This window comes from Acinetobacter calcoaceticus ANC 3811, from assembly GCF_000399665.1.
In the GTDB taxonomy this organism is placed as follows: domain Bacteria; phylum Pseudomonadota; class Gammaproteobacteria; order Pseudomonadales; family Moraxellaceae; genus Acinetobacter; species Acinetobacter calcoaceticus_B.
This window is the reverse complement of the sequence record NZ_KB976986.1, coordinates 343,453-357,340: the sequence shown is the minus strand read 5'-3', so window position 1 is coordinate 357,340 and position 13,888 is coordinate 343,453. Positions and strand designations below refer to the sequence as shown.

The 13,888-nt window shown below is 37.4% G+C and carries 16 protein-coding genes and 1 tRNA gene; 11 read left to right on the top strand and 6 right to left on the bottom strand.

The window, feature by feature from the left end; translation table 11 throughout:
- Nucleotides 1-174: 174 nt before the first annotated feature.
- From F935_RS02915 to F935_RS02865, 11 genes are all read left to right on the top strand, one after another.
- Entirely contained in the window at nucleotides 175-861 is a 687-nt protein-coding gene (locus F935_RS02915; RefSeq protein ID WP_016137530.1) for a 3'-5' exonuclease, read from the top strand.
- 148 nt (nucleotides 862-1,009) lie between these two features.
- A complete protein-coding gene (locus F935_RS02910) occupies nucleotides 1,010-1,642 on the top strand; it encodes a hypothetical protein (protein ID WP_016137529.1) in 633 nt (210 codons plus the stop codon).
- A gap of 101 nt (nucleotides 1,643-1,743) precedes the next feature.
- Nucleotides 1,744-1,820 (top strand) — tRNA-Arg (locus tag F935_RS02905).
- Nucleotides 1,821-1,937: 117 nt separating this feature from the next.
- The gene (locus F935_RS02900) at nucleotides 1,938-2,873 is read left to right on the top strand and encodes an ABC transporter ATP-binding protein (protein ID WP_003650650.1); all 936 of its coding nucleotides are present in this window, start codon (nucleotides 1,938-1,940) and stop codon (nucleotides 2,871-2,873) included.
- Nucleotides 2,870-3,643 (top strand): ABC transporter permease, encoded by a 774-nt coding sequence (locus F935_RS02895; protein ID WP_016137528.1) that lies wholly within the window; start codon nucleotides 2,870-2,872, stop codon nucleotides 3,641-3,643. The genes F935_RS02900 and F935_RS02895 overlap by 4 nt, the downstream gene beginning before the upstream one ends.
- On the top strand, nucleotides 3,640-4,452 hold the full coding sequence (queF, locus tag F935_RS02890; protein ID WP_016137527.1) for an NADPH-dependent 7-cyano-7-deazaguanine reductase QueF: 813 nt from the start codon (nucleotides 3,640-3,642) through the stop codon (nucleotides 4,450-4,452). The genes F935_RS02895 and queF overlap by 4 nt, the downstream gene beginning before the upstream one ends.
- 23 nt (nucleotides 4,453-4,475) lie before the next feature.
- The gene (locus tag F935_RS02885; RefSeq protein ID WP_016137526.1) at nucleotides 4,476-5,126 is read left to right on the top strand and encodes a hypothetical protein; all 651 of its coding nucleotides are present in this window, start codon (nucleotides 4,476-4,478) and stop codon (nucleotides 5,124-5,126) included.
- 127 nt (nucleotides 5,127-5,253) lie between these two features.
- Complete coding sequence (rodA, locus tag F935_RS02880; protein ID WP_016137525.1) at nucleotides 5,254-6,396, top strand: rod shape-determining protein RodA; 1,143 nt, start codon at nucleotides 5,254-5,256, stop codon at nucleotides 6,394-6,396.
- A gap of 19 nt (nucleotides 6,397-6,415) precedes the next feature.
- Complete coding sequence (gene mltB, locus F935_RS02875) at nucleotides 6,416-7,417, top strand: lytic murein transglycosylase B (RefSeq protein ID WP_016137524.1); 1,002 nt, start codon at nucleotides 6,416-6,418, stop codon at nucleotides 7,415-7,417.
- A gap of 289 nt (nucleotides 7,418-7,706) precedes the next feature.
- Entirely contained in the window at nucleotides 7,707-8,318 is a 612-nt protein-coding gene (locus F935_RS02870) for a septal ring lytic transglycosylase RlpA family protein (RefSeq protein WP_016137523.1), read from the top strand.
- Nucleotides 8,319-8,889: 571 nt separating this feature from the next.
- Complete coding sequence (locus F935_RS02865) at nucleotides 8,890-9,339, top strand: Mpo1 family 2-hydroxy fatty acid dioxygenase (protein WP_016137522.1); 450 nt, start codon at nucleotides 8,890-8,892, stop codon at nucleotides 9,337-9,339.
- A gap of 44 nt (nucleotides 9,340-9,383) precedes the next feature.
- On the opposite strand, the gene F935_RS02860 is transcribed toward F935_RS02865, so the two are convergent.
- From F935_RS02860 to rpsB, 6 genes are all read right to left on the bottom strand, one after another.
- Entirely contained in the window at nucleotides 9,384-9,701 is a 318-nt protein-coding gene (locus F935_RS02860) for an AzlD domain-containing protein (protein ID WP_016137521.1), read from the bottom strand.
- Nucleotide 9,702: 1 nt separating this feature from the next.
- Nucleotides 9,703-10,419 carry an AzlC family ABC transporter permease gene (locus F935_RS02855; protein WP_016137520.1) on the bottom strand — a complete coding sequence of 239 codons (717 nt, stop codon included), beginning with the start codon at nucleotides 10,417-10,419 and terminating at the stop codon, nucleotides 9,703-9,705.
- A gap of 94 nt (nucleotides 10,420-10,513) precedes the next feature.
- Nucleotides 10,514-11,338 (bottom strand): helix-turn-helix transcriptional regulator, encoded by an 825-nt coding sequence (locus F935_RS02850; RefSeq protein ID WP_016137519.1) that lies wholly within the window; start codon nucleotides 11,336-11,338, stop codon nucleotides 10,514-10,516.
- A gap of 86 nt (nucleotides 11,339-11,424) precedes the next feature.
- The gene (locus tag F935_RS02845; RefSeq protein ID WP_016137518.1) at nucleotides 11,425-11,910 is read right to left on the bottom strand and encodes a DUF3465 domain-containing protein; all 486 of its coding nucleotides are present in this window, start codon (nucleotides 11,908-11,910) and stop codon (nucleotides 11,425-11,427) included.
- Nucleotides 11,911-11,975: 65 nt separating this feature from the next.
- Nucleotides 11,976-12,851 (bottom strand): translation elongation factor Ts, encoded by an 876-nt coding sequence (tsf, locus tag F935_RS02840; protein ID WP_016137517.1) that lies wholly within the window; start codon nucleotides 12,849-12,851, stop codon nucleotides 11,976-11,978.
- 140 nt (nucleotides 12,852-12,991) lie between these two features.
- On the bottom strand, nucleotides 12,992-13,744 hold the full coding sequence (gene rpsB / locus F935_RS02835) for a 30S ribosomal protein S2 (RefSeq protein ID WP_016137516.1): 753 nt from the start codon (nucleotides 13,742-13,744) through the stop codon (nucleotides 12,992-12,994).
- Between the last annotated feature and the right edge of the window lie 144 nt (nucleotides 13,745-13,888).

The window sequence follows — 13,888 nt, the reverse complement described above, 5'->3', positions numbered from 1 at the left end:
TACGCCTAATCTTTATTTTTCGCAAGTTCTATTTGATGAAACGAATCTCTGAAATACTCTCATTTTTTAATAGAAATTGTCGTTATAACTACTTTCTAGTTGCACTTCATGTTTTAAAGTGAATAGCCAACTGTTACCATTCATAGCTACTCGTAATTATTTAAAGGGCCAGATATGCAAGCCATTATTTTAGATACAGAAACTCATACACTAAATGGTTTGCCTATTGAAATTGCGTATGCTCCGATCGAACTTAATGAAGGTAAACTCACCTTAGATAAAAGCAAATTGTTTGATCAGTTATATCAAGTGGGTGCACCTATCTCTTATGCTGCGATGGCAGTACACCACATATTAGAAACAGATTTAGAAAACCAGCCTCACTATAAAACCTTTAAATTGCCAGAGACTACAACTTATATTATTGGCCACAATATTGATTACGATATTGCCGCGATTGCTCGCTGTGGTGTTGATGTATCGAATATTAAACCGATTTGTACTTTGGCTTTAGCTCGTAAAGTTTGGGCAGATGCAGAGGCTCATAATATCTCAGCACTGATCTATATGATTTCTCAAGGCAGCAGTAAAGCTAGGGAAATGCTTAAAGGTGCTCACCGTGCCGATGCTGATATTATTTTGACTGCTAATATCTTGATGCATATTGTCTATCATTTAAATATTCAAGATATTGAAGAGCTCTACCGAGTTTCTGAAGAAGCACGTATCCCCACGACTGTTAACTTTGGTAAGCATAAAGGCACAGCAATTGCTGAACTTCCTAAAGACTATATTCAATGGCTATTACGCCAAGATGAGCTTGATATCTATCTTCGCAAAGCATTAGAAAGTGCCTTTTAAGATTTTAACCAAATGATATTTATAGATTATTCATCATATTGTCATTTTTAAGTTTTATTATTAACCCCATTTATATTTTATTAAAAACAGTACTGTTCAACTCAGAAGATTGGACAGTCTGATTTATTTTTTATATTGGGGAAAAGCAATGGCTGGTTTTTATAGAACCAATTTGGGAAGAGTTGCGCTTCAACAACGCAATATTGTTTTAAATGCGAAACAAAGACGTTTATTACTCTTAATAGACCATGAAGATTTTCAGAACTTAAATGGTGAATTTAAAAAACGTATTGCTTCTCCAGAGCTGATTCAACAGCTTATCGACTTAGAACTTATTGCCCCAATTGCCTCTACCGAAACATCTACTAATGAAGAAATTATTTTAAAAACATCAGCCATAAATAAAGTAGAAGAAAATCAAAAAGAATCTGTTGTTAGCTCTATACCGCATTCTGCTCATCTTGTTGGAGAAATCCAGCTTTCTGAGCAAAAAACTTTAGATCAGTCCAATACTACATATTTTCAACCAGTAATATCTTCTGAGGCTCTTTCTTTCGAAGAAATACAACAGTTAATGATAAAAACACTTAACAGCTATTGCGGACTAATGACTAAACCACTTGTTCAAAAAATAGAGAAAGCTACAACAATACAAGAGCTTAAATTATGTCAGGTACAATGGATTACAAGTTTGCAAGAATCACGCATTCCCCCTCAAGAACTTGCAAGATCTTTACGTACAATTAACTATTCAATTCAGCTTCTTTCACAAAGCATATAAAATATTGAACAACTTGCTGTTTAATTAAGCATTAAAATCACTTGGCACGTATTTCGTGCTTTACCTGCAAGTGTTTTTTTCCTATGATGTGCCCCACACATGCGCTCGTAGCTCAGTTGGATAGAGTACAGGTTTCCGAAACCTGGGGTCGTGGGTTCGATCCCCGCCGGGCGCACCAGCTTTTATATAATAACTTCATAAATTTATCTCAATTTTATAAAATTCCGACTATTTTACTTGGTTTATTAATCATTATCGCTCAAAATATACCCCTCTTTCATAATGTGAGAATTTCATGACTGATGCTTTGGTTTTAAGAGATTTGTCCAAAACATATCGTAATGGTTTTCAGGCGTTAAAAGGTATTAACCTCACTGTGCCTGAAGGTGAATTCTATGCGTTGTTAGGCCCAAATGGTGCCGGCAAATCAACAACCATTGGTATTATCAGCTCCCTCACAAAAAAAACCTCAGGAACAGTTGAGATTTTTGGGCACAACCTCGATACCCATCCATCTCTGGCAAAACAGCAGCTTGGTGTCGTTCCTCAAGAATTTAACTTCGGGCAGTTTGAAAAAACATTCGATATTTTAGTCACTCAAGCTGGCTACTACGGTATCCATAAAAAGATTGCAGAAAAACGTGCCGAACATTATTTAGAAAAACTCGGTTTGTGGGAAAAACGTAATATACAAGCACGCATGCTGTCTGGCGGTATGAAACGCCGTCTGATGATTGCCCGTGCCATGATGCATGAGCCTAAACTGCTGATTTTAGATGAACCTACTGCGGGTGTAGATATTGAATTACGCCGTTCTATGTGGGATTTTCTAACCGAAATGAACGAAAGCGGTACTTCTATTATTTTAACGACCCACTATTTAGAAGAAGCAGAAATGTTGTGTCGTCGCATTGCGATCATTGACCGCGGTGTAATTAAAGAAGATACCAGCATGAAGAGCTTCCTTAATCAGCTCAATGAAGAATCATTTATCTTCGATTTAGCCGAACCGATTGGGCCGCTCCAGTTAAACATTATTGGTGTCAAGTTCAACTTAATTGATAGCAATACTTTAGAAGTAACGATGGATAGAGCGCATACATTGAATGACCTATTCCAGTTATTAGAATCTCAAGGTATTCGTGTTCACAGCATGCGTAATAAATCGAACCGTTTAGAAGAGTTATTTGTCAAAATGGTCGAGAAAAATCTTGAAGGAGAGGCAAAATGAATTTTAGCCAACTGCAAATTGCTCTCTGGACCATCGTTCGTAAAGAAGTACGCCGTTTTCTACGCATTTGGCCACAAACCTTATTACCACCAGCAATTACAATGAGTTTGTACTTTGTCATTTTTGGTAATTTGGTTGGTTCACGCATTGGACAAATGGGTGGCGTGAGCTATATGCAATTTATTGTGCCTGGCTTAATTATGATGGCGGTCATTACTAATAGTTATGCCAACGTGTCTTCCAGTTTCTTTAGCGTAAAATTCCAAAAAAGCATTGAAGAACTCATCATGAGTCCTGTGCCACTACATATTATTTTGTGGGGCTATGTGATTGGTGGTATTTGCCGTGGTGTATTAGTTGGCACAATTGTAACTGCAATGAGCATGTTCTTTACTGACCTTTTCATACACAACTGGTTCGTAACTATATATACAGTCTTAATTACTTCGGTTCTTTTCTCATTAGGTGGTTTTATTAATGCAGTCTATGCAAAATCATTTGATGATATTTCTATTATTCCAACCTTTGTTCTTACACCCTTAACTTATTTAGGTGGTGTGTTTTATGCCATTAGTTCCCTTGGTCCTTTTTGGCAAAAACTTTCTTTAATTAACCCTATTGTTTATATGGTTAATGCTTTCCGTTTCGGCATTTTAGGTCATAGCGATGTGAATGTTTCATTCTCTTTAATCATTGTGACATCATGCTGTGTTGTACTTTACGGAATTGCTTACTATTTACTTGCTCGTGGTTCAGGAATGCGTGAATGAGTGTCGAACAGTCTTTGTTGGGAAAAGAAACCCAATATCCAACTAATTATCAACCTGATGTTTTATTTCCAATTGCCCGTGCTCAGTCTCGTGAAAGCTACTCGCATATTGAAGGCATTACTCAAGGTAAAGATTGGTGGCATGTTTTTGAAATCTCATGGTTAAATGCTCATGCTATCCCACAAGTTGCAATTGGCAGAATTACACTGCCCGCTTCTTCGCCAAATTTAATTGAGTCAAAGTCATTAAAACTTTACTTCAATAGTCTTAATTTCACTCAATTTGATTCGAAAGAGTCTTTCATTGAAACTGTTGAAAAAGACCTCTCGGCAGCAGCTGGTGCAAAAGTTGAATTGGCCTTATTTCAGGTTGATGATTTAGATATTTCTAAACCTCAAGGCATTTGTATTGATGACCTTACTCCCGAACGTTTAGAGCAACATCCGGATGCAACTCTTTTAAAAGCAGATGAGTCTGGTGAAGAAGTTGAAATTGAGCTGTATTCTCATCTTTTGAGAAGTAACTGCCCAGTCACTGGACAGCCTGATTGGGGTACAGTTTTTATCCGTTTTAAAGGCAAAAAACCTTGTTATCGTAGTGTATTAGCTTATATTATCTCGTACCGTCAGCATAACGGCTTTCACGAACAGTGTGTCGAGCAGATATTTGCCGATATTTGGCAAAATCTAGAGCCTGAAAAGCTGATGGTTTATGCAACTTATACTCGTCGCGGCGGACTTGATATTAACCCTTGCCGAGTATCGGATCTTTCATGGATGCCAAAACCGATTCGATTGGCACGACAATAAAACGAATAATTTGAGGATACACCATGCCGTTTTTTGGTTTTACCCCTTCTGAAGGCTTATTGAACGATATACAAACTGGAATTGCGAATAAAAATTCTAGCGAACCTTTATATCCACTTCGCGATAAGGTTGCTTTACAACTTAATGTAGAGATTATTGATAATGTCTTAATTCAGTTAGTTCAGCATTTTCCTGCAAGTGAAAAGCGCGATACTGCCGAAAAACTAGCAGGTTATGTCAAATCAACTGTTGCTGTTCTTTTAAAGCAATTGTTAAGCAAAGCACCAAATGATGTGGTTAAACAGTCAATAGAGTTTTCTGAAAAAAGCTTATTTAAAGACCCACAAGGTCAATATAAAGTAGGCGTAAATTTAGATGCAGGTTTAGTGACTAACCTTAAGCATAACTTTACTGAGCTTGAAGCAGGCAATGACATTAATAAAGCTGCTTTAGCTGAATTATACAAACAATTCGGCGATGCCATGATTAAACACTTCATGTCTGATTTTAATAAAACATTAGATCTTGGCATGATTAAGCGTAAAGCAGCCGATATTGGTGCGGCAGCCGTAACAAAAGCTGTTCACATTGCAATCGATAAACTGATTCCAAGCTTAAATCGCACTGAACTAAAAGCGATGGCTGAATATCATGATGGTTTATTCTTTAACTAATAAAAAATAGACTATCGGAAACCTAGCGCGAGCTAGGTTTTTTTATTGCAAAATATTGATATACATTGCCATTAACCACGTTTATGTTAGCATGCGCCAAGCACTGATTGACCTTAGTTAACGCCGCATGTCTCCTAGCCCACAATATAAATTTTTACGCCAAGCTCCTCGAGATGGTCTTAGCACCGCTATGCAACCATCAAAGTGGCAACAACTCCATGTTGACCCTTGGTTATGCCTATTTCTGCTCTTAAATGCTTTATTAGGTTTAACCGTACTATATAGTGCTTCTGCACAGGATGTGGGGTTAGTGAGTAAACAAGCCATGAGTTTTGGTATTGGCTTTTTAGTGATGTTTGGTCTAGCCCAAATTCCGCCCAAGGTCTATCAAGCTTTTTCACCCTATTTTTATTTATTCGGCTTATTTTCACTTTTGGCAGTCATGGTGTTTGGTGAAGTCCGAATGGGTGCTCAACGCTGGATTGATGTTCCCGGTTTAGGAAGTGTCCAACCCAGTGAGTTCATGAAAATCGGTATGCCCATGATGGTTGCATGGTTCTTAGCAAGAAAACCCCTTCCCCCTAGCTTTTCACAAGTTGTTTTATCCTTAATGTTAATTGGTATTCCTTTTTTACTGATTGCAGAACAACCAGATTTAGGGACCTCAGTGTTAGTGCTGGCAAGTGGTATATTTGTTTTATTTCTAAGCGGACTATCATGGCGTATGATCGGTGCCGCAGGAGCCTGTGCTGCAGTCATTATTCCAATTGCTTGGGAATTTCTTTTACACGACTATCAACGTCAACGGGTTTTAACGTTGCTTGACCCAGAGGCTGATGCGCTCGGTACAGGTTGGAATATTATTCAGTCTAAAACTGCGATTGGTTCTGGTGGTTTTTCGGGTAAAGGATTTCTTGAAGGGACTCAATCACATTTGCACTTTTTACCCGAAGGTCATACCGACTTTATTATTGCAGCCTATTCCGAAGAATTTGGGCTCATCGGTGTACTTATTTTAGTTATTCTTTATTTTGCTATTATTTTTAGAACATTCCAAATCGGCTTACAAAGCTTCCATAACTATGGACGTTTAGTTGCTGGCGCCTTTGGTTTGTCTTTTTTTGTTTATGTATTTGTAAATGCGGGAATGGTCAGTGGTATTTTACCTGTAGTAGGTGTTCCTTTACCTTTTATGAGTTATGGTGGAACAGCTATTATTACTTTAATGGCCACCTTTGGTTTAGTCATGTCCATTCACACACATCGATAATCTGGAATTTTAAAACGATATGTTGTCTCAACACTTAAATAAAACTTTAAAAATGCTCGCTTTGTGTACTGGTTTAATCAGTACAAGTCACTTCGCTCAGGCCAACGATTTTGCCACGCATCCTGATTATGTAAATTTTAAACAAAAAACCATGAGCGCTTATGGGTTAAGTGGCGATCAAGTTGATGCAGCCATGAATGGTGCAAAAAATTTACCAAACATTCTAAATATTATGACTCGTCCAGGTGAAAGCAAACCTTGGTATGACTATCGTTCTATGTTTTTGGTGGAAGGGACAATTCAACGTGGTGTCCGTTTTAAAAACCAATATGCAGATGCTTTAAACCGCGCTGAACAACAATATGGTGTATCTCAAGCTGTCATTTTGGGAATCTTGGGTGTTGAGACAGGTTATGGCGCAAATAAAGGTTCTTTTATTACACGTGATGCATTAGCCACACTTGCTTTTGGCTACCCTCGCCGTGCTGAATATTTTGGTGACGAACTCGCAGCTCTTATTGCATGGACTTATAAAGAAGGCTACCCAACAAGTAGTATTGTAGGTTCCTACGCAGGTGCAATTGGCTATCCACAATTTATGCCAAGTAATATTAGTAAATATGGGGTCGATTATGACGGTAATGGACATATCGATTTAAGAAACTCTGCAGAAGATGCAATCGGTTCAATCGCAAACTACTTAGCAAAACAAGGATGGCAACGCGATCAACCTATCGGATTTATGGCACGTTACACAGGGTCAACTCCGGAAAGTGTTATTGCTAAAGATTTAACTCAACCTTTCCCATATGGCGCATTAAAGACACTAGGGGTTTCACCATTAAATCCTTTAGTTAAAGTTGATGATCTGGATATGGTGAATGTTATTCAATTACAAGACTATAACGGTCCAATTTACTATTTAACTTACCCGAATTTTCAAGTGATTACGACTTATAATAAGAGCCGTATGTATGCTACTGCTGTATGGTTATTAGGCACTGAAGTGGCTAGCCGATAGGCTAGCTTTTTTATGAGTTGTGTAAAAGTCAATAAATATTTTTGTTAAATAGATCACAATGCACACAAATTTAATATCTTGTTACACTTTTGGATATTTTTTAACCCAGAACTGTAAGTTTTTGCCCTTTTTGTAACGATTTCTCGTTAAAGACTAGACACTCTCCGTAAGCGATGAATATTATCCACCCCAATGTAGCAATTGCAAAAGTGAATAATAAGACATGTTCACTTTAAATTTCAGTCAATCGCTGAAAGAAAAAAGTACATGTTCTCAGGAGTTTATACAAATGCAGTTATCGCTGAAATACGTTCTTGCACTGACGGCTAGTTTAAGTATGGCCCCATTGCACGCTGAAATGGTGCAATCTTCATCATTGAATAATGATTTAGATGGCTCTAATTTAGCAGCTCGTGTATTGAGTAAAGATACTCAAAATTTTAATTCTCGTTTTTCTAACATTAACAGTCTTTCAATCACTGAACGTTCTGGCGACCAAATCCGTCGTCAAGCTATCGCAGCAAAAATTGAAATCCCTGAAGATGAGCCTTCAGTGATTGAAAAACTTAACACAGTAGCTTCAAACACTGTTCGTAAGTTTAGCCAAACTGGCATGGCTTCATGGTATGGCCGCCAATTCCATGGTCGTAAAACAGCAAATGGTGAAACATTCGATATGAATGCTCTCACTGCTGCTCACCGTAGCCTACCATTGAACTGTTACATCCGAGTAACGAATAAAGACAATGGCAAAAGTGTGGTTGTAAAAGTAAATGACCGTGGTCCTTTCCATGGCAATCGTGTACTTGATCTATCATACGGTGCAGCTAAACGTCTTGGCATTACCAATGCTGGAACTGCAAAAGTAAATATTGAACGTGTTGATGGCCCAACTTCATAAGTTATAGCCTCTAGAGTTCATGTAAAAAGCCGCATTTTTTTATGCGGCTTTTTTATGTTTTAATCTATAAAAATAATTCCTAACTTAGGCTTAAAAAAATCCTCTTTTTTACCCCTTCTCCAACATCAAATTTGCATATTTTTCACACAAAAAAATATGTTTATTTTCTCCAAGCTTATTTCACCCCTAAATTGCGCTTAGAGCAACTTTAATAAATTTGCGCTACCCTAGTACCATTTTTATAAAATCAGGGCTATTTATGGCGTTTTTAGAGTAGATGAGTAGAGCTTTTTCATACAATTTTCCCACTCATCTCAAAATTACACTTTTTTTGATGATTTCATCATCTAGTAACCTATAAAAAATATTCTGAAAAATTACATCATTCGCAAGACCAAATTGAGTACTTTTTCAATAACCGAAGCATTATGTTTTTCTCATGCTTTTTTTAAATACCTATTGCGAGGTTCCTATAGTTGAATATTATCGGTTTCTTGTCGAATTACTTCAGAACAGGCTAAAATACACTCAGAAAAAATAAATCAAAGCTAAAACAAGGAGTGTGCCATTAATGAAATCCATTACAGAATGGTTTGATGAATATAGCGAGAGCCATCAGAACCCAACCAATAAAAAAATTCACTGGCTATGCGTTCCTGCCATTTTATTTTCTATAATTGGAATTATCGCCCATTTCAGCGCGTTGCTCACTGCTCTATTACTTGTGCTCACTTTAGTATTTTATACGCGTTTAGATCTTGTACTTGCTGTTGCAATGGCTGCTTTACTTGTTGTTATGGCATGGCTCATTTATACCCTACCTGTAGGAGTAGGATTTTATATCGCTATTTTTGTGATTGCTTGGGTCGGACAATTTTATGGTCATAAAATTGAGGGCAAAAAACCATCTTTCTTTAAAGATTTACAGTTCCTACTCATTGGCCCAGTCTGGTGCATGGATGCCTATCTAGGAAAAATCTTACCTAAATGGAAAAGCAGACAGAAACATGCTATTTCCTAATTGTTAAATGAAAGCTGAATCATCTCGATTCAGCTTTTTACATTTTACCAATTTATTAGAAAATTTATAAAATAGAAAAAAGCCAAACTGGCAATAACACTTAAAAGTACTCTTTTGAGATAAATGGCAATCACAATACAAAAGATTGCTGCATAAATATAAGGATTATCTAAAATTCCTTTTAAATTATCGCCATCAAAAAAAACTATTGGAATACAAATTGCCGTTAATAAACAAGGCGCAGAGTAATTAAGCATCTTATTCATAATAAGCGGTAATTTAATTTTAACAGTGGGTTCTAAAAAATAATAACGATTAAAAAAGACGATTGCGGCCAATCCTAAAATCATGAACCAAGACATCCTATTGCTCCTTACCTATTTTCTCAGTTAACACAGCAGCCAACATTCCTATTAATCCTGAAAGTAAAATTGCTCCTTCAACTTGATAAAATTTAAAGAAAAATCCGCTGAAACAAGTCATTAACACACCAGTAACTACAGGCAACCCTTTACATAGCGGCACTATCATGGCAATAAAAATAGCCACAATCGAAAAGTCTAAATGATAATTTAATAAATCAGGAATCACTGTTGCCAAAAGTATTCCGACCAAGCTAAAAACTATCCAGAATAAATAAAAAGACAGGCCTGCACCCAACAAATATTCTGGCTGCCTTTTGTCACCAGATGCACACACCGCAAATAATTCATCTGTTAATAAAAAGCCTAAACTTAAGCGCCTTGAAAGAGGCAAAATAGAAATATTATTTCTTAAAGTTAATGCATAAATAAAATGCTGAGCCGTTAAAAAGAAAATCGTCACATAAATTGTAAAAGTGGATGCACCTTCCATCACCATACTCAAACTAACTAATTGAGCTGCTCCAGCAAAAATAATTCCTGACATTGCAAGGGCTTTATAAAAAGATAAACCTGCCTGAATTGCCATCGAGCCTGCTAAAATTGCCCATGGAATCACAGAAATTGACAAGGGCAAAATATCCATTGCACCGCGTAAAAAAAGATAGGATGGCTTATTTTTTGAAAACCCCACCAACTGATGAAGCTGAATATTCATATATACAAACCCAATATAAGAGACCTCTTTATAAAATGCTCAATGAGAGATGATTTATATTGAATAAAATTGCTGTAAATAAATTTTTAATAATTTAGTTATTTAGACTAGCTACATATTGAGTGGGCGTCACTCCCATGGCTTTTTTAAAGTGACGATTGAAATGGCTTTGATCAGAAAAGCCACATTGCTGTGCCACCATCGCAATTTGGTTACCCTGTTTTAATAATTGTCTTGCTTTCTGTAGGCGTGCTTGAACAAGCCAAGCATGTGGTGGCAAACCCACATATTTTTTAAATTGTCTTAAGAAATGCCATGCGCTTAGACCCACCATATCAGCCAGATCTTGCAAAGAAAAATTCGTTTCAGGCATTTCTATTAATAATTCTTTAACTCTTAATATTTTTGAATATGCTTCTGGCAACTCACAAAAAGTATGATTTGATTTACTATGTCGCTTCATTAAACAGGCTAAAGTCGATAAATACATTGTTTCTTTAAGTAGAAAATTATCTTTTTGTTCTAATAAATCAAAGAGTAAACAAAGTTGTTGAGCCAAACCCAAGTCACGAATGACAGCCTGAGGAAACCACGGTGCCCCACGTGAATTTTCAAAAAAATCTTGACTAACTTCTGCCAACATTTCAGGTGTGGGGTAAATCGCTCGATATCGCCACCCCGACTCAACAGCAGATGAACCCGTATGAATTTCGTCAGCATTTACTAAAATAATATCGCCTTTTGGAGCTACATGCAGCTGGCCCGTTCTAAAAAAAGACTGTGCTCCCTCTTCAATCACACCGATACAATAACCTTCATGGGTATGCTTCGAAAATTGCGTTTGGTGATAATGTGCTTTTAGTAACTCTAAACCGCCCAGCTCTCGCACATGCAGATAATCGGCTTGCTCCCGCTGCATAAATACGTCTCATCTATTTAATAAAAAAACCATAGCATGTTTTAAGAAACTGAATAGAATAAAATTGCTCTATAAAAACAATCTCTTTATTGATAGATTTGTCCATCATGTTTAAGCCAGCCGCTTTCATGACGACTTTGTGGATCACGATGCGTCCAGTGCAATACACCACCTTTGGGGTTATATTCATATTCGCCATAAAACTCGACCATGTCACCTTTTTTCAAATTAGAAATTTTAGGGGCTAAATCAATATTATGTGCGACTAAAATTGAAAGGCCATTTTTTAATACAAGGATAAATTTCTGATGTCTCGACCCATCATTATCATCTCTTAAAATTGCTTTTACTCGACCACTTCCCTGCACTTGAACATTACTTTGTCTCTGCTCGTAAGCAGCTTTTATAGTATCCACCCCATTATTTGAAAGTGTAGTTTCAGTATGCTTAGCTTCAGGTATTGCTGATGATGACGATTGATTTTGCTTATGCCCAGATAAATCTAGACCAAAATATGCAGCAATCAATAAAACGATGACACCGCCAATACTAAGATTTTTTTTATTTATCATCTTATACACTCATTTTAGTTGAGATAAAAAAAGCCCCAAAGGGGCTTTTTTTATCGTGATACGAATTACTTCGCAGCAGCTTGAGCAGCAGCAACTTCTTCAGCGAAGCTAAGTTCTACTTTCTTCTCAATACCTTCACCAACTTCGAAACGTACGAAGCTAACAACAGTAGTACCAGTTGCTTTTAATACATCAGCAACTTTTTTGTCATTGTCGATTACATACATTTGACGATCAAGAGCAACTTCGTTCAAATATTTATCAACAGAACCAGTTACCATTTTTTCAACGATATTAGCTGGTTTACCAGATTCTAACGCTTTCGCTTCAGCAATTTCTTTTTCTTTAGCGATAAGGTCAGCAGGAACAGCTTCAGCATTTACAGCAACTGGATTGAACGCAGCAACGTGCATTGCAATACCTTTACCAGTATCAGCATCACCTGTATAAGAAACTACAACACCAATTTTTAAACCGTGTTTGTAGATAGCCAAGTTTTCGCCTTCAACGATTTTCGCGCGACGAACTTGGATGTTTTCACCGATTTTTTGAACAAGAGCAATACGTGCTTCTTCAACAGTAGCACCATCTTCAAGTTTCAATTCAGCAATTTTAGTCGCATCAGTTTCATTTGCAGCAAGTGCAGCAGCAGCAACTTTAGCAGAGAAACCAGCAAAGTTTTCGTCTTTAGCAACGAAGTCAGTTTGACAGTTTACTTCTAAAAGAATCGCTTTGTTACCTTCTTGAACGATAGTGATCGCACCATCAGCAGCAATGTTGCCTGCTTTTTTAGCAGCTTTTGCTTGACCTGATTTACGAAGGTTATCAATCGCTAATTCAACATCACCATTAGATTCTGTTAATGCTTTTTTGCATTCCATCATTGCAAGACCAGTACGGTCACGTAATTCTTTTACCATGCTCGCAGTAACTGCAGTCATGTTGTTCTCCTAAATACGGTAGAAAAATGAATCTGTTCAACAAAAACGGCCCAAAGTGTTCTCTGGACCGTTCCGCTTTATTGACGCTTAATTTGCCACCATTACATGTCGCAAAAATGACAATTTTGCATCAAAACGCATTAAGCCTCTGGAGCTTCTTTAGCAGCTTCTTCGCCTTTAGCTTGTGCATTTGCTTGAGTTTGAGCGTATTCTTTACCAGCAAGAATCGCATCAGCCATAGCAGAAGCATAAAGTGTAACCGCACGGATTGCATCGTCATTACCAGGAATAACGTAGTCTACGTTGTCTGGGTTAGAGTTTGTATCAACGATACCGATTACTGGAATACCAAGGTTTTTAGCTTCTTTAATCGCAATTGATTCGTGATCCACGTCAATTACAAATAATGCGTCAGGTAAACCACCCATGTTTTTAACGCCGCCTAAAGCACGTTCAAGTTTTTCCATCTCACGAGTACGCTCTAAAGCTTCACGTTTAGTAAGCTTAGCAAAAGTACCATCTTGAGCTTGAGTTTGAAGGTCTTTTAAACGGTTAATCGATTGACGAAGAGTTTTCCAGTTCGTCAACATACCACCTAACCAACGGTGATCAACATATGGTTGACCCGCACGTTGCGCTTGTTCACGGATGATGTTAGAAGCAGCACGTTTTGTACCAACGAACAAAACCTTGTTCTTTTTGCTTGCTAATTGGTTAGCGAAGTTCAAAGCATCATTTAACGCAGGAACAGTGTGCTCAAGGTTGATGATGTGAATTTTGTTGCGCGCGCCAAAAATGTATTGACGCATTTTTGGGTTCCAGAAACGAGTTTGGTGACCAAAGTGTGCGCCTGCTTGAAGAAGGTCGCGCATGCTTACGTTGTAATCTGCCATTTTCTTTACCTTAAATTTTGGGTTAGGCCTCCATATATCCGCATTCTCCACCCTTTTACAGGCACCCAGAGTAATGTGACGATATATGTGCGGATTTTTTACTCCATTTATCAAAATTGTTCGTAAAAGATATTCACGAAAAGC

Coding starts and splice junctions, on each gene's coding strand:
- mltB (WP_016137524.1), top strand. CDS start 6,416: ATGTTGTCTCAACACTTAAATAAAACTTTAAAAATGCTCGCTTTGTGT.
- F935_RS02860 (WP_016137521.1), bottom strand. CDS start 9,701: ATGTCTTGGTTCATGATTTTAGGATTGGCCGCAATCGTCTTTTTTAAT.
- rodA (WP_016137525.1), top strand. CDS start 5,254: ATGTCTCCTAGCCCACAATATAAATTTTTACGCCAAGCTCCTCGAGAT.
- F935_RS02885 (WP_016137526.1), top strand. CDS start 4,476: ATGCCGTTTTTTGGTTTTACCCCTTCTGAAGGCTTATTGAACGATATA.
- F935_RS02870 (WP_016137523.1), top strand. CDS start 7,707: ATGCAGTTATCGCTGAAATACGTTCTTGCACTGACGGCTAGTTTAAGT.
- F935_RS02900 (WP_003650650.1), top strand. CDS start 1,938: ATGACTGATGCTTTGGTTTTAAGAGATTTGTCCAAAACATATCGTAAT.
- F935_RS02865 (WP_016137522.1), top strand. CDS start 8,890: ATGAAATCCATTACAGAATGGTTTGATGAATATAGCGAGAGCCATCAG.
- F935_RS02915 (WP_016137530.1), top strand. CDS start 175: ATGCAAGCCATTATTTTAGATACAGAAACTCATACACTAAATGGTTTG.
- tsf (WP_016137517.1), bottom strand. CDS start 12,851: ATGACTGCAGTTACTGCGAGCATGGTAAAAGAATTACGTGACCGTACT.
- F935_RS02895 (WP_016137528.1), top strand. CDS start 2,870: ATGAATTTTAGCCAACTGCAAATTGCTCTCTGGACCATCGTTCGTAAA.
- F935_RS02845 (WP_016137518.1), bottom strand. CDS start 11,910: ATGATAAATAAAAAAAATCTTAGTATTGGCGGTGTCATCGTTTTATTG.
- F935_RS02910 (WP_016137529.1), top strand. CDS start 1,010: ATGGCTGGTTTTTATAGAACCAATTTGGGAAGAGTTGCGCTTCAACAA.
- F935_RS02850 (WP_016137519.1), bottom strand. CDS start 11,338: ATGCAGCGGGAGCAAGCCGATTATCTGCATGTGCGAGAGCTGGGCGGT.
- queF (WP_016137527.1), top strand. CDS start 3,640: ATGAGTGTCGAACAGTCTTTGTTGGGAAAAGAAACCCAATATCCAACT.
- rpsB (WP_016137516.1), bottom strand. CDS start 13,744: ATGGCAGATTACAACGTAAGCATGCGCGACCTTCTTCAAGCAGGCGCA.
- F935_RS02855 (WP_016137520.1), bottom strand. CDS start 10,419: ATGAATATTCAGCTTCATCAGTTGGTGGGGTTTTCAAAAAATAAGCCA.